General features: G+C 72.8%; 17 protein-coding genes. 11 read left to right on the top strand and 6 right to left on the bottom strand.

Annotation, left to right across the window (positions count from 1 at the left end; genetic code table 11):
• The first annotated feature begins 363 nt into the window (after window positions 1-363).
• The 3 genes from QCN29_RS04535 (at window position 364) to QCN29_RS04525 (ending at window position 2943) form a co-directional block, all read left to right on the top strand.
• Complete coding sequence (locus tag QCN29_RS04535; protein WP_279926366.1) at window positions 364-927, top strand: TetR/AcrR family transcriptional regulator; 564 nt, start codon at window positions 364-366, stop codon at window positions 925-927.
• Window positions 924-1817, top strand: a complete 894-nt coding sequence (locus tag QCN29_RS04530) for an aldo/keto reductase (RefSeq protein ID WP_279926365.1) — start codon at window positions 924-926, stop codon at window positions 1815-1817. The genes QCN29_RS04535 and QCN29_RS04530 overlap by 4 nt, the downstream gene beginning before the upstream one ends.
• A 106-nt stretch (window positions 1818-1923) precedes the next feature.
• Complete coding sequence (locus QCN29_RS04525; protein WP_279926364.1) at window positions 1924-2943, top strand: NADPH:quinone reductase; 1020 nt, start codon at window positions 1924-1926, stop codon at window positions 2941-2943.
• Window positions 2944-3053: 110 nt separating this feature from the next.
• Here the strand turns inward: QCN29_RS04525 and QCN29_RS04520 are convergent, their stop codons facing one another.
• The 5 genes from QCN29_RS04520 to QCN29_RS04500 all read right to left on the bottom strand — a co-directional run bounded on the left by QCN29_RS04520 (window position 3054) and on the right by QCN29_RS04500 (window position 8847).
• Entirely contained in the window at window positions 3054-3824 is a 771-nt protein-coding gene (locus QCN29_RS04520) for an AfsR/SARP family transcriptional regulator (protein ID WP_279926363.1), read from the bottom strand.
• Window positions 3825-4145: 321 nt separating this feature from the next.
• Window positions 4146-5363 carry an alpha/beta hydrolase family protein gene (locus QCN29_RS04515; RefSeq protein WP_279926362.1) on the bottom strand — a complete coding sequence of 406 codons (1218 nt, stop codon included), beginning with the start codon at window positions 5361-5363 and terminating at the stop codon, window positions 4146-4148.
• A gap of 247 nt (window positions 5364-5610) precedes the next feature.
• Window positions 5611-6240 (bottom strand): TetR/AcrR family transcriptional regulator, encoded by a 630-nt coding sequence (locus tag QCN29_RS04510; protein WP_240139877.1) that lies wholly within the window; start codon window positions 6238-6240, stop codon window positions 5611-5613.
• A gap of 3 nt (window positions 6241-6243) precedes the next feature.
• Window positions 6244-7854: a DHA2 family efflux MFS transporter permease subunit gene (locus QCN29_RS04505; RefSeq protein WP_279926360.1), complete on the bottom strand. Its 1611-nt coding sequence runs from the start codon at window positions 7852-7854 to the stop codon at window positions 6244-6246.
• A 153-nt stretch (window positions 7855-8007) separates the two neighbouring features.
• Window positions 8008-8847: a 4'-phosphopantetheinyl transferase family protein gene (locus tag QCN29_RS04500; RefSeq protein ID WP_279926359.1), complete on the bottom strand. Its 840-nt coding sequence runs from the start codon at window positions 8845-8847 to the stop codon at window positions 8008-8010.
• A 216-nt stretch (window positions 8848-9063) separates the two neighbouring features.
• Between QCN29_RS04500 and QCN29_RS04495 the strand changes: the two genes are divergently transcribed.
• Genes QCN29_RS04495 through QCN29_RS04460 form a run of 8 tightly spaced genes read left to right on the top strand, consistent with a single transcriptional unit; the run spans window position 9064 to window position 18771 of the window.
• Window positions 9064-10917, top strand: a complete 1854-nt coding sequence (locus tag QCN29_RS04495) for a fatty acyl-AMP ligase (RefSeq protein ID WP_279926358.1) — start codon at window positions 9064-9066, stop codon at window positions 10915-10917.
• A gap of 48 nt (window positions 10918-10965) precedes the next feature.
• The gene (locus tag QCN29_RS04490; protein WP_279926357.1) at window positions 10966-11331 is read left to right on the top strand and encodes an acyl carrier protein; all 366 of its coding nucleotides are present in this window, start codon (window positions 10966-10968) and stop codon (window positions 11329-11331) included.
• The gene (locus QCN29_RS04485; protein ID WP_279926356.1) at window positions 11328-14471 is read left to right on the top strand and encodes a type I polyketide synthase; all 3144 of its coding nucleotides are present in this window, start codon (window positions 11328-11330) and stop codon (window positions 14469-14471) included. The genes QCN29_RS04490 and QCN29_RS04485 overlap by 4 nt, the downstream gene beginning before the upstream one ends.
• On the top strand, window positions 14468-15490 hold the full coding sequence (locus QCN29_RS04480; protein WP_279926355.1) for a 3-oxoacyl-ACP synthase III family protein: 1023 nt from the start codon (window positions 14468-14470) through the stop codon (window positions 15488-15490). Before QCN29_RS04485 ends, QCN29_RS04480 begins: the two co-directional genes overlap by 4 nt.
• A complete protein-coding gene (locus QCN29_RS04475; RefSeq protein WP_279926354.1) occupies window positions 15487-17496 on the top strand; it encodes an HAD-IIIC family phosphatase in 2010 nt (669 codons plus the stop codon). Before QCN29_RS04480 ends, QCN29_RS04475 begins: the two co-directional genes overlap by 4 nt.
• A complete protein-coding gene (locus QCN29_RS04470) occupies window positions 17493-17747 on the top strand; it encodes an acyl carrier protein (protein ID WP_279926353.1) in 255 nt (84 codons plus the stop codon). The genes QCN29_RS04475 and QCN29_RS04470 overlap by 4 nt, the downstream gene beginning before the upstream one ends.
• Window positions 17744-17926, top strand: coding sequence for a hypothetical protein (locus QCN29_RS04465; protein ID WP_279926352.1), 183 nt, complete (start codon window positions 17744-17746; stop codon window positions 17924-17926). Before QCN29_RS04470 ends, QCN29_RS04465 begins: the two co-directional genes overlap by 4 nt.
• On the top strand, window positions 17923-18771 hold the full coding sequence (locus QCN29_RS04460) for a thioesterase II family protein (RefSeq protein WP_279926350.1): 849 nt from the start codon (window positions 17923-17925) through the stop codon (window positions 18769-18771). The genes QCN29_RS04465 and QCN29_RS04460 overlap by 4 nt, the downstream gene beginning before the upstream one ends.
• On the opposite strand, the gene QCN29_RS04455 is transcribed toward QCN29_RS04460, so the two are convergent.
• Window positions 18731-19591 carry an MBL fold metallo-hydrolase gene (locus tag QCN29_RS04455; RefSeq protein ID WP_279926349.1) on the bottom strand — a complete coding sequence of 287 codons (861 nt, stop codon included), beginning with the start codon at window positions 19589-19591 and terminating at the stop codon, window positions 18731-18733. The genes QCN29_RS04460 and QCN29_RS04455 overlap by 41 nt on opposite strands.
• Between the last annotated feature and the right edge of the window lie 5 nt (window positions 19592-19596).

Genomic DNA, 19596 nt, shown 5'->3' with positions numbered 1-19596 from the left:
GGACGGGGCGGCCGAGCCGAGCACCGTTCGGGGAGGCGAACCCGACGCCCGCCCCACCGCCTCCGTCCACCGTTCCGGCACCGGGAACGCCGACCGGGGGGCGGCGCAGCAGAGAATCCTCCGGGGCGGCATGGCGGCCGCGCCGCCCGCTCCCGGGAAAGTCGTCTGCCCGTCGATACGTCCCGCGCGCCAAGCCGCTGGCCGGGGAGAACAAGCCGCTGGCCGGGGAGAAGCGGACGGCCGCCGAGTCGACGGTGCTCACCCCGCTCGGGCTGGAGAGTGAACCGGCCGGACACATACAGAACGGCGATTCTGCTAGTGTCCTCCACAAGAAGAACAGCCCTTCTTTTTGTGGGAGGTGTGGTGCCTCGGCTCACCGACGCGCGCAAGGAACTCCGGCGTACTCAGATCGCCGAGGCCGCCGTCCGCTGTTTCAGCCGCAACGGGCTGGAGCGGACCTCGATCGCCGACATCACCGCCGAGTCCGGCCTCTCGGCCGGCTCGATCTATGCGCACTACCGCAACAAAGCCGACCTGGTCCGGGTCGCCGCCCGCGAGGTGCTCGCCAAGCGCGCCGACGTCCTCGGCGAGTACGCCGCGGCCGACGCCCCACCCGGCCCCGACGAACTGCTCTCCCGGCTGATCGCCGCGATCGACCCCGCCGAGGCCCGGGTCGGCGTGCAGACCTGGGGTGAGGCGACCACCGACCCGGCCATCCACGGCATCGTCGTCGACATGACCGACCGGATGCGCGCGATGCTGCGCGACTGCGTCACGGCGTGGCTGGTCAAGGTCGAGCACCACGAGCCGGCCGAGGCCCGGGAGCGCGCCGTTCCGATCGCCCGCCGGGTCATGGCGCTCTACCAGGCCGAACTGCTGTACACCGCCTTGCGAACACCGCCACCGACCGAGGAGACCGCGTCATGACCACCGCGACCGCTTGGTTCGCCGCCCGCACCGTTTCCAGGGTCGGCTACGGCGCGTTGCAGCTCGAGCGTCTGCCCGACCGCCGCGGCGAGGCCGTCGCGTTGCTGCGCCGCGCGGTCGAGCTGGGCGTCGACCACGTGGACACCGCCCAGTTCTACGGCTTCGGCTTCGCCAACGACGTGATCCGCGAGGTGCTGCGCCCCGAGGACGGCGTCCTGGTCGTCACAAAGGTCGGCGCCGACCCCGACCCGGGCGGGGATCTGCCGTTGCGTCTGGCGCAGCGGCCCGAGCAACTGCGCGCCAGCGTCGAGGACAACCTGCGCAGTCTCGGTCTCGACCGGCTCCCGGTGGTCAACCTGCGGCGCCTCGACTCCGGCCCCGGGCTGCGTCCCGAGGGCGACCAGGTCGTCGACCTCGACGACCAGCTCGCCGTGATGACCGCCCTGCGCGACGAGGGCAAGATCGGCGCGATCGGTCTGAGCAGCATCACCCTCGACGTCCTGCGCCGCGCCCTGCCGGCAGGCATCGTCTGCGTGCAGAACGCGTACAGTCTCGTCTCCCGTGATGACGAGGACATGCTGCAGCTGTGCGCGTCCGAGGGCATCGCCTGGGTGCCGTTCTTCCCGCTCGGCGGAGCCGTCCCCGGCCTGCCCAAGGTCACCGACGAGCCGGCGGTGCTCGCCGTGGCCGAGTCCCTGGGCCTCACGCCCTCCCAGATCGGCCTCGCCTGGCTGCTGCACCATGCGCCCAACGTGCTGCTCATCCCCGGCACCGCCAACGCCGCCCACCTGGAGGCCAACATGGCGGTCGGCGAGATCACCTTCGACGCCGCGACCCTCGCCGCCCTCGATGCCGTCGAGTCCCGCTCCAACGAAGTCCCCGTCGGCTGACCGGAACCAACGCGGCCCGGGCCGCGAACACACCCCACACCGGACACCCTGACGAACCGCCAGGCCACGCCGGGAACCCCGCTCTACCAGGCTCCAAGGACGGATCATGAAGGCCATCATCTACCGCGACAACGGCGCCCCCGACGTTCTCCAGTTCGTCGACCGTGACCTGCCGGCGCCCGGCCCCGGCGAGGTTCGCGTCCGGGTCGCCGTGTCCGGGGTCAACCCGACCGACTGGCAGGCGCGCTCCGGCGTCGGCCATCCCAAGCACTTCCCCGAGATCACCCCGCACCTCGACGGCGCCGGCACGATCGACGCCGTCGGTGAGGGTGTCGACCAGAGCCGGGTCGGTCAGCGGGTCTGGCTGTTCATGGCGGCCGCCGGGCGGCCCACCGGCACCGCCGCCGAGTTCACCGTCGTGCCCGCCGGCCAGGCCGTGCCGCTGCCCGACGAGGCCGGCTTTGACGTCGGCGCCGCACTGGGAGTCCCCGCGTTGACCGCGCACCGCGCGCTCACCGTCGCCGAGGACGGGCCGCGTCGGCTGCGGCCCGGGGCGCTCGACGGGAAGGTGGTGCTCGCCGCGGGCGGGGCCGGAGCGGTCGGGCACGCGGTGATCCAGCTCGCCCGATGGGCCGGCGCTACCGTAATCAGCACGATCAGCAGCCCGGAGAAAGCCAGGCTGGCCACCGCCGCGGGAGCCCACCATGTGATCAACTACCGTGAGGGCGACCCGGCCGCCGAGATCCGCAGTATCGCCCCGGACGGCGTCGACCTCGTCGCAGAGGTGGCGCTGGGCACGAACCTCTCACTGGACCTGGCCGTGCTGCGAACCCGCGGCACGATCTCGACCTACGCCAACGACGGTGGCAAGCCGGTCGAACTGGACGTGCTGCAGAACATGGTGCTGAACACACGCCTCCAGTTCCTGGTGCTCTACACGGCCGGTCCGGAGCCACGCGCCGCGGCCGCCCAGGACGTCGCCGCCGCAGTGCGCGACGGCGCGCTGCCGGTCGGCGAGGAGCACGGCCTGCCGCTGATCCGCTTTCCCCTCGACCGCACCGCCGACGCGCACCGAGCGGTCGAGAGCGGCGCGGTCGGCAAAGTCCTAGTGGACGTCAGGCCCTGACGCCCAGTCGGCGAGCGCCCGGCCGCCCGGGGGAAGACTCAAGAGTGGTCCGGACCCCCTGCTGACACCTGCCTCCCCAAAGGCCTGCCCGAGCCGTGCGGTACGGACGGTCAGTGGGCGAGCGGCGCCACGCCCGCCGTGTCGAGGAAGGCCGCGTCGGCGCGCAGGATGGCTTCCTGGGCGCGGCGCAGCCCGGGGCCCGGTTCGACGCCGAGCTCCTCGTGGATCACGCGGCGGGCGCTGCGGTACACGTCCAGGGCGTCGCCCTGACGGCCCGCCCGGTACAAGGCGATCATCAGCTGCCGGTAGAACGGTTCGCGCAGCGGATGCCGGACGACGAGGCCCATCAGATCCTCGATCACCTCATGGTGGCGGGCGAGCTCCAGGGCCGACGCGATGCTCAGCTCGGTGCAGTTGAGCCTTTTCTCCTCCTCGATCGCGGCGAAGGAGTCTGTGCCGCAGGAGCCGGAAATTCCGTCCAGCACGGGTCCGCGCCATATTTCGAGTGCCCGTTGGAGCAAGTCCGAGGCGAGCGCGAAGTCCCCGGCGGCATAGTGCACCCGCCCGATTTCATAGAGCTTCTCGAACTCCGCGGCATCGAGCGTCGCCGTGCTGATGTCGAGGATATAACCGGGCGGCGCCGTCAGGATCGGCGAGCAGCCGCCCGGATGGTTGAGCAGCTTGCGCAACTGCGACACATACACCCGCAGGCTGGCGGTCGCGCAGCGCGGCGGATCCTGCTCCCACAACTCCGTCACCAGCCGGTCACCGGGGATGGTCTCGCCCGAGTGCACGATCAGCAGGGCGAGCAGCTTGGCGATCTTGGGCGGGGCGGGCGTCAGGTCGACGCCGCCCCGGGTCACCCGGAGGGGACCCAGCACTTCGTATCGTATTGGACGGTCGGCCTGCGCGGAGGACCGGGACACGTGAACCCCCTGAATGCGTGCTGCGCATTCACATAGAGCATCATTCCCCCGTCGGCTCCTAAGCGTAGCGGCAGACAGTGAATGTGTGGCGGATCGGTCGTTATTCCCAAGCTATCATCGGTCGGCGACGTCCGGCTCACGGGCTGTTGCAGGCCCGTTAAGTGATGGGAAAATGGCCTGCTTCAATTCAATTATTGAGGTGGGCAAAGGTGGCTGAAAAACGGTTCAGGCCGGCAGGGCGCCGGCCTGAACGCAAGCTGTGCGACCCGACATACGTCAGGCGGCGCCCGTCCTGAGCGGGCCGAGCGTCTGCGACAGCCATGAGAACAGCCGGTCGTGGTACAGATGCATGGCCCCGGAGTGGCAGTGCGCCCCACCGCCTTCCTCACGGGTGAAGACATGCAGGGTCTTTGGGGAGTTCAGCGCCGCGTACACCTTCTTGGCGTGTTCCAGCCCGGCGAAGAACATGTCCTCCTCGGCGTCGAGCACCAGCACGGGGCAGTCCACGGCGCCCAGGACCTCGGAGAGGCCGAACGCGGGCAGCCTGCGCAGCAGTTCGGCGGGGGTGTCCGCGCCGAAGGTCCACATCGCCTGACGCAGCAGCCAACGGGTGAACGTCTGCTGCGCGGCTATTCCGTACATCACCGGGTTGGCGAAGTCGTCGCAGCCCTGCTCGACCCATTCCAGCACGAAGGGCGGCAGGGCCACCACATCGCCGAGCTGCCAGACCGCGTCATGGGCGACGCATCCGGCCAGCCGGTGCTCGAACGCCGCGGCCCGCAGGCACAGCAGGCCGCCCAGGCTGGTGCCGACCAGCGCCAGCCGGGAGGCGTCCACCCCCGGGAGGGTCAGCGCATAGTCCACCACCGGCCCGACCACCTCCTCCCAGTCCGGGCGGAAGGTGAGCCCCTGGTCGCGCAGGACCGACCCCTGGCCGGGCCCCTCGAAGCACAGACAGTGGTAGCCGCGCGCCATCGCGGCGGCGGCGATGAAGAAGTAGCCCTCCTCCAGCGTCGAGTCGATTCCGCCGTGGTGGATGATGGTCGGCCGGGGGGCGCCGGAGTCGTCCGCCCGGTAGAAGTGGCCCGGAAGCCAGGTGTTCTCGTACGGGATGCGCACCGGCTCGGGCGGCCGCTCCAGCAGCACGGCGGCCTGCGAGAAGACGTCCTTCGACGCCTTGAACAGACGCAGCGCCGCGGCGTCCCGGCCGGGGTCGTCGCGCAGGAAGAACTCCGCCGTGCGGTAGTAGTTGTGGGCGCGCAGCAGCGAGGCGCGCGCGTCGGCGGTCCGGTCCTCGTCCAGCGCGTTGTAGCCCAGCCGGGCGACCCGCTCAGCCAGGGCGGACCACTCGCGGCACCAGGAGTCGGTGTCGCCTTCCGGGACGCGCGAGGTGACCGCCATGACCTCGCCGAGCTGCGCGCCGCCGAAATCGGCGTATCCGGCCGTGCGCAGCGCCTGGTAGTCAAAGGCCGGGTCGTCGAAGAGGAATTTCATCGGTGCGGCTCCTGACATCGATGTGTGCCGTGAGGCAGGTGTGCTGCCTGCTGGGGCATGGGGATGGGGCCGTGCGGTGGTGTTGGGGCTGGTGGTGCCGTGCGTACGCGTACGCGTCGTGGCGTCCGCGCCGTGCGTACGCGTGGTGCTGATGGTGCTGTCCGCGTGCGTGGTGCCGGTGGCGCCGTCCGTGCGCGTGGCGTTGGTGGTGCCGGTCGTGCGTGCCGGGCGCCGTCGGGCGGGGCCGTCAGCGGCCGGGGCGGCTCCGTGTGCCGTTGAGGAACATGTCGACGACGGACTCCGCGAAGGCCGCCGAGTCCACCGGCCGCTGACGCAGGATCAGCCGGGAGAGCATGGGCCCGGTGAGCATCTCGATCGCCTGGTCCACATCCAGGTCGGCGCGGAGCTCTCCGCTCTCGACGCCTTCGGACAGGGCCTGTTCGAAAGCCCTGCGCCGCTGGGCCACCACCGTCTCCTCGAAGCGCTCGACGAGATGGGGGCGGCGCGCCGCCTCGCCGACCAGGCCGGCGAGCAGCCGGTGCAGCAGGGTGTCCTGGCCGCGGTGCCGGATCTGGTCCACCAGCGCCACCAGCTTGTCGCGCAGGGGCAGCCCCTCGAGGTGCGGGACGGGCAGGTCCAGGCTGCCCAGGGCCGCAAGCACCAGCTCTTCCTTGTTGCGCCAGCGCCGGTAGACGGTGGCCCGGGCCACCCCTGCACGCTGGGCCACCAGGTCCATGGACAGATCGGCGAAGCTGCAGCCCTCCCCGAGCAGGGCCAGGGCCGCCTCCAGGATCGCGCGGTCGGCGGCGGGGTCGCGTCGGCGGCCGCCCCGGGACGGGTGTCCCGGGGCGGCCGCCCGATGAACGTGCGGTGGCATCAGTCAGACCTCCGTTGGCTGGGTGGCGGGGGATGTGCGCTCGGCGGCCCCGCGTCCCGCGCTCGTACGGGGAGGCAGGAGCAGCAGGCTGACCAGGGCCCCGAGCAGGGTGGCCGCGGCCGCGGCCAGGGCGGTGGTGTGCATGGCCGATACAAAGGCGTGGACGGCCGAGTCGGCGAGCGCCTCGCCGCGGGGGCCGAGCGAATCGGCGGCGGTGAGCGTTCCCTCGACGGACTGCAGCGCCCGGTCCCGTGCGCCCTCGGGGAGGCCGAGGGGCAGCCCGGCGAGCCGGTCCGTCATGTCCGAGCGGTAGGCGCTGGTCAGGAGCGAGCCGAGCACGGCCACCCCGAGCGCCCCGCCGACCTGGCGGAAGGTGGTGTTGACGGCGGATCCGACGCCCGCGCGCTCCTGGGGGAGGGAAGCCATCACGGCGGCTGTCGCGGGCGGCATCACACAGGCGATGCCGACGCCCATCACGAAGAAGACGGACTCGATCGCCCACAGGGAGGTGTGCTGGTCCACCGCGGCCATCGCCAGGAGCGACAGCGTGGCCAGCAGCATGCCGGCACAGCACACCGGGCGTGTGCCGATCCGCCGGGCGGCGAGGCCGGCCGGGACCGCGAACGCCAGCTGGGCGACGGCCAGCGGCAGCAGCCGCAGCCCTGCCTGCAGGGGCGACCAGCCGCGCACGCTCTGCAGATAGAAGACGAGGAAGAACGTCGCCCCGAGCAGCGCGAAGAACACCAGGCCGATGACCGTCACGGCGGCCGAGAAGCGGGGGACCCGAAAGAGGCCGACGTCCAGGGCGGGCAGGGCGGTGCGGCGTTCCCAGGACACGAACCCCGCGAGCACGGCGATTCCGCCGAGCACCGGCGCCCACACCTCCCGTTCCGTCCAGTCCGCGGCTTCGCCGCCCTTGACGGCCCCGTACACCACGAGCGCGAGGCCCGTGACCGACAGCAGGACGCCGACGGGGTCGAAGCCGCCGCGGCAGGGGTTCGCCGACTCGGGCACCACGAGGAGGGCGGCGACGATGCCGACGGCCACGATGGGGATGTTGATCAGGAAGACCGAGCCCCACCAGAAGTGCTCCAGCAGCGCGCCGCCGACAACCGGCCCCACGGCGACGGCGAGTCCGGCCGCACCGGCCCATACGCCGACGGCCTTGGCGCGCTCGTCCGGCGGGAACACCCGCATGATGATCGCCAGGGTGGCGGGCATCACCAGGGCCGCGCCCACGCCCAGTGCGGCGCGTGCCGCGATCAGTTCGGCCGTGCTGTCGGCATAGGCGGACCAGAGCGAGGAGAGCCCGAAGACGGCGAGGCCGGTCACCAGGGTGCGTTTGCGTCCCCAGCGGTCGGCGAGCACGCCGGTGCTGATCAACAGCGCAGCGAAGACGAGGGTGTAGGAGTCCACCGCCCACTGGAGGCCGCTGGGCGAGGCGTCCAGACCGATGGGTGCGGGCTCGGCGAGCGTCTTCAACGCGACATGGAGGATCGATGTGTCGAGGACGACGAGCAGCAGGCTGACCAGCAGGACGCTCAGCACCAGCCAGCGGCGCGGATCGGCTTGGCGGGGTTGCTCGGCGGGACGGAATCGGGTCTGGGACGTCACGTTTTCCGCTCCTCGGAAGAAGAGGGTGCTGCGTGAACGGATGGACGGGGCGCTGCATGCGCGGATGGAGCGGCATGCGCGGGTGAGGCGAATCAAGGGACGGCGTGGAACCGAGGGCCGTGCGCACGAGGTTAGACCCGCCGTCCAGTCGAGTCAATGCCGTATCGAAACATCTCTGTCTCGTAATTCGGCGCCCGTCTCTCCGGCACCTCCCCCTCGAGGCGGCGGTGTCCGCGGGCCGGCCGGTCCGACCGCGCAGGCGACCACGAATCGCCGCGCCGCCGTGCCGCTGACGAAGCACCAGCCCGGCGCGGCGGGTGAGCGCCACCGCCTGCCGTCCCCCCGCGCCGCACCGCACGCCACGAAGGGCACACCCGACAGATCCAGCCGCAGCCCCACCCCCAGGGCCTTGGCATACGCCTCCTTCAGCGTCCAGCGGTGCACCAGCGCCCGGTTGCGCTCCGCGGCGGGCAGCCGCGCGAGCCGCGCCAACTCCTCGGGGTGACAGAACTTCTCCGGCAGCGGCGGCATCGACAGCGGCCGGTCCCGGTGCTCGGCGTCCACACCGATCCGCCGTCCACGGGCCACCCCCACAACCAGCAGATCCCCGGTATGGCTGATGCCGACGTCGAAACCCGCGGGGGCACACACGGCAGGGCGCCCGCCCGCGCCGCGCACCAGCTCCACCAGCGAGGGGTCCGCATCCGCGGCCGCCGCCACCGCATGGCGGGCCAGCAGCCGCGAGCCGAACAGCCGCCCGCGCACCGCCGGTTCCCGCGCCGAGCGGTACCGGGCCCAGTCCGCGCCCGACAACTCCCGTGCGGGGGTTCCCGGCGCGGCGGCCCAGTCGGTCAGCAGTCCGTGGCACACGGCGTGCCCGTCGCGCAGCACACGGCCGCGGACATACCGCCATCCATGGTCCGAGCCGTCCGTCCCACTGCTGTGAGCGGCTGGATGAGGGGGCGGCAGCGGGCCGATCGAGATCCCGGTCATGGAGGCTCCTTCACAAGGCACCGCGTGTCAGGCAGTGGATGGAAGACCGCTGGCGAAGCCGAGTCTGCCGCACCGCCCAGCGCCGCGACGTGCACCCCAAGTCGTGCTTTACGCGGCCTTTTCAGAGCACCCGAACGATGAGGAAAGCCGGTGGCACCACGTGCCGCTCCGGCCCTCGCACCACCCGGGCACCACCCGAGACAGAGAGGACGTGCCGTGGCACTGCCACCCCAGCACCGGACGTTGACGGACGCCGTACGCGCCGGCGTGGAGCACTGCCCCGAACGGGCCGCGTTGGTGTATCTGCACGAAGACGGCAGCGGAATGCGGCCCGAGCGGCTCAGCTACGCGGAACTGGACCGCCGGGCCCGGTCGATCGCCGTCCGGCTCCGCGAGGCGACCTCCGCCCGCACCGCCCGCCCCGTTCTGCTGCTCTTCCCGCCGACCGTGCAGTTCGTCACCGCCTTCCTCGGCTGCTTCTACGCCGGGCGCACCGCCATCCCCGCCCCGCTTCCCGACGAGCCGGGCGAACGCCTCGCCAGGGTCAGCGCCATCCTGCGCGACGCCTCGGCCGGCGCCGTGCTGACGCTGCCCGAGCACCGGCAGGCGCTCGCCGCCTGGCTGGCCGCCTCCGGAGAGGGCGACGTGGCATGCCTGGCCGTCGGCGGCGACGGCGAGGACCCGGCAGCGGCCGGGATGTGGACCGCGCCCCGTGTGCGGGACACGGACGTGGCCTTCCTCCAGTACAGCTCGGGCTCCACCAGCGAACCCAAGGGCGTCATGGTCACCCACGCCAATCTCGCCGCCAACCAGCAGGCCATAGGCCGGGCCATGGCCATCCCGCCGGGCGTCGTCGCCGGCAGCTGGCTGCCCCTGTACCACGACATGGGGCTCATCGGGATGACGCTGCACCCGCTGTGGATGGCGGGCACCAGCGTCCAGATGTCTCCCGTCTCCTTCATCAAGCAGCCGCACCGCTGGCTCCGCATGATCCATGACTTCCGCGTCCAGGGCACCGCCTCGCCCGACTTCGGCTACGAACTGTGCACCCGGCGCGTCACCGAGGAGCAGTCCGCGGGGCTGGACCTGTCCAGCCTCCATGTGGCCCTCAACGGCGCGGAGCCGGTGCGCTCCGACACCCTGCGCGCCTTCACCGCCCGCTTCTCCGCCCACGGGCTGCGCCCGCAGGCCCTGGTGCCCAGCTACGGCCTCGCCGAGAACACCCTCCTGGTCTCGGGCGCGGTCACCGGGCGGCCGCCCGGCGAGCTGAAGGTCGACGCACACGCCCTGGAGCAGGACGAACTCCGCGAGCCCCGGCCCGGTCGCACCGTCAGGACCCTGGTGTCCTGCGGCACGCCGCAGGACACCGAGGTCCTCATCGTGGACCCGATGACGCTGCGCTCCCTGCCGGACGGGCGCGTCGGCGAGATCTGGCTGCGCGGCCCCTCGGCGGCCGCCGGGTACTGGAACCGGCGGGAGCTGACCGCCGAGACGTTCCACGCCGAGACCGCGGACGGCCGCGCCGGGTATCTGCGCACCGGCGACGTCGGCGCACTCCACGACGGGCAGCTCTACGTCACCGGACGCATCAAGGAGATGCTCATCCACTGCGGCCGCAACCTCTACCCCCAGGACCTCGAACTGGCAGTCCAGGAGATGGGCCCCGCCTTCCGGCGCGGCGGCGGCGCGGTGTTCACGGTCGGCGACCCGCATGCCGGCCGGACCGGCGTCGTCGTGGTCCAGGAACTGCGCCCCCGGTGCTATGACGAGGCGGGCCTCCCGGCGCTCGCCGTGTCGGTGCGGGCGCTGCTCAGCCGCGAGTTCCAGCTCTCCGGGGCCAGCGTGGTGCTGGTGCGCCCCGGAGCGATCCGCAAGACCACCAGCGGCAAGACACAGCGCACGCTGATGCGGCAGCTCTTCCTCTCGGGCGATCTGCCCGTCCTCCACCAGAGTCTGGAGCCCGCCGCCGCGGCGCTGGCCGACGAACACCCGCCGCAGCCGACGGCCGCGGCAGGGCGGGCCGCGCACTCCGCGGCCACCGTGATCCCGCCGGCCGGCCCCGGCCGCTGAGGCTCCGTGGCGGACTCCATGTCAGGCACCATCCAGGGAAGGGCATCCATGCGCACCGACACCGACACCGTCGCCGACAGCGTCAACGACGCCTTCACCGTCGGCGGGTCCCGCACCGACGCCCCCGGCCGGGCCAAGCCCGGCCACACCGCACGGGAACTCGAGAGCTGGCTCACCGAACGCGCGGCGTTCCACCTCCATCGCACACCCCGCGACGTCGACCCCGGCACACCGCTGGCGGACTACGGCCTCGACTCGGTGGCCGCGCTCAGCATCTGCGGAGAGATAGAACAGCATCTGATGCTGCCCGTCGCCCCGACGATCGTCTACGACTTCCCCACGGTCCGGGCCATCAGCGCCCACCTCGCCGAGCGGCTCGGCGGCACTGCGCATGACGCGGGGACGCCGTCATGACGGCACGCGAACCGATCGCGGTCGTCGGGCTCGACTGCCGCTTCCCCGGCGCCCGCGACCCCAAGGAGTACTGGGACCTGCTGATCCAGGGCAGGGACGGCACCGGCCGGGTGCCGCAGACCCGCTGGGACGCGGCCCGCTACCACCGCACACCCTCGGCCGACGGCCCGCAGCCCGGGCGCGCCAACACCCTGCGCGGCGGCTTCATCGACGACCCCGACGCCTTCGACCCCGGCTTCTTCGGCATCTCCCCGCGCGAAGCGGCCGCCATGGACCCCCAGCAGCGGCTGCTGCTCCAGTGCTCCTGGCGCGCCGTCGAGGACGCCGCCCTGGCCCCCGCGGACCTGGCCGCCACCGACACCGGCGTCTTCGTCGGCGTGATGGCCAACGAGTGGGCCTGTCTGCATCTGACGGACTACGAGAACATCACCGCGCGCCACGGCTCGGGCAACGGCTACTTCATGGGCGCCAACCGGGTCTCGTACCACCTCGACCTCAAGGGCCCCAGTCTCGCCGTCGACACGGCCTGCTCCTCGTCCCTCGTCGCCGTGCACCTCGCCCTCGCCGCCCTGCGCTCCGGCGAATGCGACTACGCCCTCGCCGCCGGCACCAACCTGATCATGACCCCGGCCATCAACATCTTCTACACCCAGGCCGGACTGTCGGCCCCCGACGGCCGCTGCAAGCCGTTCAGCTCCGCGGCGGACGGCATCGGCCGCGCCGAAGGCGTCGCCGTGCTGCTGCTGCGCCGCCTCGGCGACGCCCTTGCCGACCGCCAGCCCGTCTACGCGGTGCTCAACGAGACGAGGGTCAACCAGGACGGCCGCAGCAACGGCATCACCGCACCCAGCCGCTGGTCCCAGCAGCGGCTGATCGAGGGCGCCTGGCGGGCGGCCGGCGTCACAGCCGACGACATCCGCTTCATCGAGGCGCACGGCACCGGAACGGTCCTCGGCGACATGATCGAGGCCCAGGCCCTCGGCCGGCTCACCGCGGAGCGCGGCGCGGGCGGCAGCATCGCGCTGGGCTCGGTCAAGGGCAACTTCGGACACGCCGAAGGAGCGGCCGGCCTCGCCGGGCTGGTCAAGGCCGTGCTCGCGCTGCACCACCGCACCGTGCCGCCCAGCCGATACGCCGACGAGGAGAACCCCGAACTCCAACTGCCCACACGGAGGCTGGCACTTCTCAAAGCCCCGCAGCGGCTGCCGTCCGGCACCGTGCACGCGGCCGTCAGCAGCTTCGGCATGGGCGGCACCAACGCCCACGCCGTCCTGTCCTCGCCGCCCCGCACCCCGCACCGGTCATCCGGCCGCGCCCCCGGAGTCTTCACCCTCTCCGCCCGCACCCCCGAGCGGCTGCGGCCCAATCTGCTGGCCCAGGCCGACGCCCTCGCCCGCCAGCCCGCCGACCGGCTCGCACAGCTGTGCTGGACCAGCAACCGGGTCAAGTCCCGCCTCCCGCACCGTGTCGCCGTCGCCGCCCATGACCTGCCCGGTCTCGTCAGAGGCCTGCGCGCCGAAGCGGAACGCCACGGCCGGACGCAGAGCGGCGAGAACCCCGGCCGGGGCACGGCAGCCGCACCCGCCGTCGCCTTCGCCTTCACCGGGCAGGGCGCCCAGCACGCCGCCATGGCCGCGTCCTGGTACACCGCCTCACCCGTGTACGCACGACTGCTCGACGAGATCGACGAGCTGCTCCGGCCCCATGTCGGGCGCTCGCTGCGGGACGCGATCCTCGAAGGCGACGAGGACTTCCGCCGTACCGGACTGGCCCAGCCCGCCCTCTTCGCCGTCGAGTACGCCATGGCGGGCGCCCTGGCCGACTCCGGAATCACCCCCTCCTTCGTGATCGGGCACAGCATCGGCGAGTTCGCGGCCGCCTGCACGGCCGGAGCGCTGGACGCGGCCGACGCCGCCCGGCTCGTCGCCCGCCGCGGAGCGCTCATGGACGCCCTGCCCGACGGCGGCGGCATGCTCGCCGTGCCCCTGGACGCCGCCGAGGCCGGCAGCCTGCTCCAGGGCCGGCCGCGCCTCGGACTCGCCGCCGTCAACGCCCCCGGCCGCACCGTCGTCGCCGGCGACCTCGCCGAACTCGCCGCGCTGCGCGCCGCACTGGCCGAGCGGGGCGTCACCGCCCGCCCCCTGGACGTCTCCCACGCCTTCCACTCCCCGCTGATGCTGCCCGTCGTCGACGCCTTCCGCCGCGAGAGCGCGCAACTCGTCCCGCGTACGCCGGGACTGCCCTTCTACTCGACCGTCCACGGCCGGCGCAGCGCCGCCGGCGAGCCGCTCGACGCGGACTACTGGGCGCGGCAGATCACCGCACCCGTGCGGTTCGCCGACGCGGCGGCCGAACTGCTGGCCGCGGGCCCCACACACATCGTGGAGATCGGGCCGCGTGCGGTCCTCACCCCGCTGCTGGCCCGGCTGCGGCAGGACGCCGCCGACGACGCCGCGGTGAGCTGCCACGCCGCCCACCCGGGGGAGCACGCCGCCCGCTGCCGACCGCAGCAGCTCCTCGGCGAGCTGTGGTGCGCCGGCCTCAGCCCGCGCTGGGACGCGGTGTACACGGCGGAGGACCAGGTGCCGCTCAGGCTCCCCCCGTACCTCTTCGACGACACCTTCCGCGCCTGGCGCTCCGCCGCGCCGCCGCGCACTGCCCCCGAACTGACCGCGTCCACCCCCGTCATCCCGCAGGACGCGGCAGCCGCGGCCCCGCCCGGCAGAGGCCGCGGAGAGTCGTGCCCGCCGGCGACGGCCGACGACCTCCCCCATTCGGTCGGCGAACTGACGCACCGACTGGTGTGTCGCGTCGGCGGGCACGAACCGGCCGCCGTGCACCGCGGCTCCCGGCTGCACGAGGACCTCGGGTTTGACTCCATCCAGGTCATGGAACTCAAGGCGCGCATCGAGAAGGAGCTGCCCCGGCTCGGCAGCCTGCCCGTCGAGGACCTCCTCGCCAGCCTCAGCACGCTCGGCGACCTCATCGACTATCTGAGCGAATGCCTCCTCACGGACCCCGGCGACGCCACGCCAGACCGCCCCACCGCGGACGGCGCCGCGAGCACCGCTCCGGACCGCGCCCCGGACCCGCCCGTGGAACGGCTCAGGGACTCCCTTCCGGAAGGAACCCCCTCATGACCGCACCCGCCGTACACCTCGCCTCGGTCGGCACCTGTCTGCCGGGGGACCCGGTGGACAACGCGACGCTCGCCAAGCTGGTCGGCATCGACGAGCAGTGGGCCGAGATGTTCATCGGGAACACCGCCCGCCACTTCGCCGTCGACCTGGCCACCGGCCAGGTCCGCGACACCCTCGCCGACATCGCCGCCGCGGCCGCCGACCGGGCCCTGGCCCAGGCCGGACTCGACGCCGCCGACATCGACTGCGTCGTCATGGGCACCGCCACCCCCGACCAGCTGATGCCCGCCACCGTGAACCTGGTCGCCGACCGGCTCGCCATCGACAACGTCCCCACCTACCAGCTCCAGTCCGGCTGCGCCGGCGCCTTCCAGGCACTCGACGTGGCCCGCTCCCTGCTGCTCGCCGAACGCTGCGCCACCGTGCTCGTCATCGGCGGCGACGTCTGCGCCAAACACCTGGAGACCGACTACGACCCCGCCTCCCGAAGCTCCGCCGAACTCGTCAACTACGCCCTGTTCGGCGACGGAGCCGGGGCCGCGGTGCTGACCGCGGACCCCCTCGGCGAGTCCCTCGCCGTCCGCCAGATCCTCAACCGGCTGGTGGGCCTGGGCAGGGAGCCCGGGCAGGTCATCGACTGGTTCGGGCTCGGCGACCGGCACAGCGACCGCACCGCCGTCTTCGAGGACTACAAGGCGATCGAGTCCGCCGTGCCCCTGCTGGCCCGGCAGATGTTCTGGGAGCTCCTCGACGACGTCGGCTGGCGTGCGGAACAGGTGGACTATCTGCTGCCCCCGCAGCTCTCCGCCCGGATGAGCGAAAGGATCTCCGCCGCCATGCCCGCCCCCGACGCCGTACGCGTCAACGTCGTCGGCTCCGTCGGCAACAACGGCAACGCCCTGCCGTTCCTCCAACTCGCCGAGCTCCTCCAGCGGTGGCGGGGGCCGGGACGCGTCGCCGCCGTCGCCGTCGAGTCCAGCAAATGGATCAAGTCAGGTCTCGCCCTGGAGCGCATATGACCCTCAGAGCGCATATGACGACGACCGAACACGGCCATGCGCCGCCCGCCTCCGCACCCGACCCCGGATCCGACACCGCCGGACCCCCGCGCACCGGCGGCGACGGCCGCGGCGACCACAGGGGCGGCGACGCACTCGCCGCGCTGCGCGCCGCCTACGCCGCGGGACGACTGGAGGCCGAGTACGACACCGTCCGCACCCTCCTCGCCCGTCTGCCCGAGCGTCAACTGGCCGCCGCCGGACAGCTGCTGGCCCGCCTCGACCGCTCGCTGGTCCGAAGCCGCCACCCCGCGACCCCGACGCTCGCCGTCCGCATCACCGGCCAGTCGACCGTCGGGCCCCTCGTCGCCCCGCTCACCGCACAGCTCGCCCGCCACGGGATCCTCCTCGCCCCCGTCGTCTCCCCGTACGGCTCCTGTCTGCACGATCTGCTCGCCCCGCGGGCAGCCGCCCCGGACACCCCCGGACTCACCCTCTGCCTTCTCGACGCCCACACGGTGTTCGAGGAAGTCCCCTCGCCCTGGCGCGTCGCCGACGTCGAAGCCGCGGTCAGCTCCCGGCTCGAACTGCTCGGCAGAGCCGTCCGCACCCATCAGGAAGGCGACGGCGGGCCGCTGGTCCTCAACACCGTGCCGCTGCTGCGCGACCACACCCACCAACTCGTCGACCTGCGGTCCAGGGCCGCCCTCGGCGCGGTGTGGCGCGAGTTCAACACCGGTCTGCTCGCCCTCGCCCAGCACCACCCCGGCCTGGTCGTCATCGACCTCGACCCGCTGATCGCCCAGGGAGTCCCCGCGTACGAGCCGCGCACCGCCGTCTACGCCAAGGCGCGGCTCGGCGACCGGCTGCTCGCCGCCTACGCCCGCGAAGCCGGGCACCTGGCGCGCGCCCGGCTGGGAAAGACCCGCAAATGCCTGGTGCTGGACCTCGACGGCACACTGTGGGGCGGCGTCCTCGGCGACGACGGACCCGACGGGATCGAGATCGGCTCCGGGCTGCGCGGCGAGGCGTACGCGGAGTTCCAGCGGACGCTCAAACAGCTCTCCTCACAAGGGGTGCTCCTGGCCGTCAGCAGCAAGAACGACGCGGACAACGTGCTCAGGGCACTGCGCGAACACCCCGCCATGCCGCTGCGCGAAGGCGACTTCATCCAGATCAACGCCAACTGGCGGCCCAAGCACGACAATCTGCGGGACATCGCCGACAGCGCCAACCTGGGACTCGACGGCTTCGTCTTCGTCGACGACAGCTCCTTCGAACGCGGCCTGGTCCAGGAGCGGCTGCCCGAGGTCGCGGTCGTCGCGGTCGACGAGGAACCCGCCCTGCACACCCCCGCGCTCCTGGCCGACGGCTGGTTCGACGTCACCGATCTCACCGAGGAGGACCGGGAGCGCACCGCCCGCTACCGCACCGAGGCCAAGCGGCGCGAACTGCGCGAGGACGCCCCCTCGTACCAGGAGTACCTGAACGGCCTCGGCATCGAGGCGGCCCTGTCCCCGCCCACCCCGGCGGAGCTCACCCGGGTCGCCCAGCTCACCCTGCGCACCAACCAGTTCCACCTGGCCACCGAGCGGCTCCGGGCAGACGACGTCCAGCACCTGTGCGCCCGGCCCGGCCACCGGGTGCTCGCGGTGCGGGCCCGTGACCGCTTCGGCGACCACGGCCTCGTCGGCGTCGTCTTCCTGCGCCGTGACGGGGCCGTCCTGCGGATCGACAACTATGTGCTGAGCTGCCGGGTGTTCTCACGCGGCATCGAGAGCGCCTGTCTGACCGCGGTCCTCGAGCACGCACGCGCCACCGGCGCCCGCAGTGTGCTCGCCCGCTATCTGCCCTCCCCGCGCAACGCCGCCTTCGCCGGCTTCTACACCGACCACGGCTTCGCCCCCGAGGGCGCCGGTCACGCCGACGACGACGCCTGCTTCTTCCGGCACCGCCTGCACACCCTCCCGCCCACGCCCGCGCACATCCGTCTGCACGCCGACTTCGAACAGGAACACCAGCCATGAATCCGAACGCGAACACCGTCAGCGTGGCCGATGCCGCCGAGTTCTGCTCCCTGGTCACGGAGGAGCTCGGAGTGGCCCTCACACCACAGGACCTGGACCGGCCCCTGGACGACTTCCCGGAGTGGGACTCCGTGTATCTGCTGCGCCTGGTCACCGTGGTGGAGAGCGTCACCGGCCGGCGCATCCCCGTGGCCGATCTGATCGAGGCCGCCACCTTCCGCCAGATGCACGAGGCGGTGGTGCGCGCATGACCGCCGTCGACCGGCGTCTCGTCGACCGCCGCACCGGTGCGCCGGGACGCTGCCTGTACCTCAGGGCGCTCTTCCTCGACACCCCGCTGGTCCTGGTCTGGGACCCCGGGCTGGCGCGGCGGGCGGCCGGGGCCATGGGGCGGCTGGTGCGCAGGGCCGGAGCCAAGGGGGGCCGATGACCGCCGCGTCCGCCGAGCCGGTGTCCGCCGAGCCGGTGTCCGCCGAGCGGGCGTGCGCCGCCCGACAGACGCCTGCCTGCCTGGTGCGCGCACCCCGTGAGAACGCCCCGCTGCGCCTGTTCTGCTTCCACCACGCGGGCGGCGGCGCGTCGTTCTTCGCACCGTGGCCCGGCCGGGTCGTGCCATCCGTCGACGTGCTGCCCGTCCAGCTCCCGGGGCGCGAAGCCCGCTACCGGGAGCCGCGGTTCGACGACGTCGGGCGGCTCGCCGAGGCGCTGGTCCGCGAGCTGGAGCCCTGGCTCCGGGAACCGCACGCCTTCTACGGGCACAGCATGGGCGCCCTGGTGGCGTTCGCGGTCGCGGCGGCCCTGGAGCGCGCGGGCGGGCGCGCGCCGTCGGCCCTCTTCGTCGGCGCGTACGCGGCGCCGCACCGCACACCGCCGCTGCCGCCCGCCGACCGGTACGGGGACGCGGAGCTCGCGCGCTTCCTCGTCGACGTCGGGGGGCTGAGCCCCGAGTTCCTGGGAAGGGACGAGTGGCTGAGCGCGCTGCTGCCCGTCGTCCGCGACGACCTGCGCATCTGCGCCAGCCATCGGAAGGCCGGGCTCGTCGTGCCCGCACGGCCGTCGCTCGACGTCCACGCCTTCGCGGGCGCGGACGACACGCTGGTCGACCCCGAGGCGGTACGCGCCTGGGAGCGGTACGCCCGCACCTTCCGCCTCACCCGCGTCCCCGGCGGGCACTTCTTCCCCCGTGAGGCGCCGGCTCCCTTCTTCCGGGAGCTCAACGCCGCGCTCGTACGGCTCATGCCGGGGCGGGCGGGGCGATCCGCGGGACCCGGCTGATCCGGCGGGCGATCTCCTGGGCGTTCTTCTCGTACAGCGCGGGCTGGCCCCCGATGCCCGGCATGATCCACTCGGTCCCCTGCTCCGAGCGGTCGGCGAAGGTCAGGCCCCGGGCGTCGGGGCGCAGCCCGGTCACGGTGAGGCAGAACGGCTCCACATACTCGATCTCCCTGCGGGAGGTCAGCCGGAACGGCCGGTCATGGCCCGGGTAGATGACGTCGGCCAGGTCCACCACCCGGTCGATGCTGCGTACGGCCTGCTCCACATCCCAGAACACCAGCGGGTTGCGGCGGGTCCTGGCGACCTGGGCGAAGTGCAGCGCATCGCCCGTGATCACGCTCCGGCCGGCGTCGGTCTCGACGACCACGCCGACGCTGCCCGGTGAATGGCCGGGCAGGGCCAGGATGTGCACGCCGGGTATCACCTCGTGGCCGTCCCGCACCTCGCGGATGGGCAGCTGCTCCAGGAGCAGCCCCGTCCAGGAGGGCGTGGCCCAGTCGTTGGCGTGGGGCGTGTGGGCGTAGCGGCGTTCGGCCGCGTGGATCAGCAGCGTCGCATGCGGGAAAAGATCGATGTTCTGCACATGGTCCCAGTGGGCGTGGGTGAGCACCACGGTGTCGATGTCCGGGGCGGCGAGCCCGTGCGAGGCGAGCGCCTCCCACAGGAAGGGCCGCCGCCCGACATGGGCGGCGTCGACGAGGATGTTCCGGCGCTCGCCCGTGCCGGCGCGCCCTCGGATCAGGAACACTCCGCAGAAGGCCGGATACCCCTGGTCGGTGTCGATGGCGTAGCCCGGCAGCAGTATGTCAACGGTGGGCATGGGGC

The sequence above is a fragment of the Streptomyces chengmaiensis genome (assembly GCF_029846775.1).
GTDB classification, from domain to species: Bacteria; Actinomycetota; Actinomycetes; order Streptomycetales; family Streptomycetaceae; genus Streptomyces; species Streptomyces chengmaiensis.
Note: the sequence above shows the minus strand (reverse complement) of the source record. Positions and strands in the feature narration are given on the sequence as shown.

Excerpts from the sequence above, each read along its gene's own strand:
- QCN29_RS04475 (WP_279926354.1), top strand. The coding sequence starts at position 15,487 with ATGACCCTCAGAGCGCATATGACGACGACCGAACACGGCCATGCGCCG.
- QCN29_RS04515 (WP_279926362.1), bottom strand. The coding sequence starts at position 5,363 with ATGAAATTCCTCTTCGACGACCCGGCCTTTGACTACCAGGCGCTGCGC.
- QCN29_RS04485 (WP_279926356.1), top strand. The coding sequence starts at position 11,328 with ATGACGGCACGCGAACCGATCGCGGTCGTCGGGCTCGACTGCCGCTTC.
- QCN29_RS04465 (WP_279926352.1), top strand. The coding sequence starts at position 17,744 with ATGACCGCCGTCGACCGGCGTCTCGTCGACCGCCGCACCGGTGCGCCG.
- QCN29_RS04480 (WP_279926355.1), top strand. The coding sequence starts at position 14,468 with ATGACCGCACCCGCCGTACACCTCGCCTCGGTCGGCACCTGTCTGCCG.
- QCN29_RS04460 (WP_279926350.1), top strand. The coding sequence starts at position 17,923 with ATGACCGCCGCGTCCGCCGAGCCGGTGTCCGCCGAGCCGGTGTCCGCC.
- QCN29_RS04490 (WP_279926357.1), top strand. The coding sequence starts at position 10,966 with ATGCGCACCGACACCGACACCGTCGCCGACAGCGTCAACGACGCCTTC.
- QCN29_RS04455 (WP_279926349.1), bottom strand. The coding sequence starts at position 19,591 with ATGCCCACCGTTGACATACTGCTGCCGGGCTACGCCATCGACACCGAC.
- QCN29_RS04500 (WP_279926359.1), bottom strand. The coding sequence starts at position 8,847 with ATGACCGGGATCTCGATCGGCCCGCTGCCGCCCCCTCATCCAGCCGCT.
- QCN29_RS04525 (WP_279926364.1), top strand. The coding sequence starts at position 1,924 with ATGAAGGCCATCATCTACCGCGACAACGGCGCCCCCGACGTTCTCCAG.
- QCN29_RS04530 (WP_279926365.1), top strand. The coding sequence starts at position 924 with ATGACCACCGCGACCGCTTGGTTCGCCGCCCGCACCGTTTCCAGGGTC.
- QCN29_RS04470 (WP_279926353.1), top strand. The coding sequence starts at position 17,493 with ATGAATCCGAACGCGAACACCGTCAGCGTGGCCGATGCCGCCGAGTTC.
- QCN29_RS04510 (WP_240139877.1), bottom strand. The coding sequence starts at position 6,240 with ATGCCACCGCACGTTCATCGGGCGGCCGCCCCGGGACACCCGTCCCGG.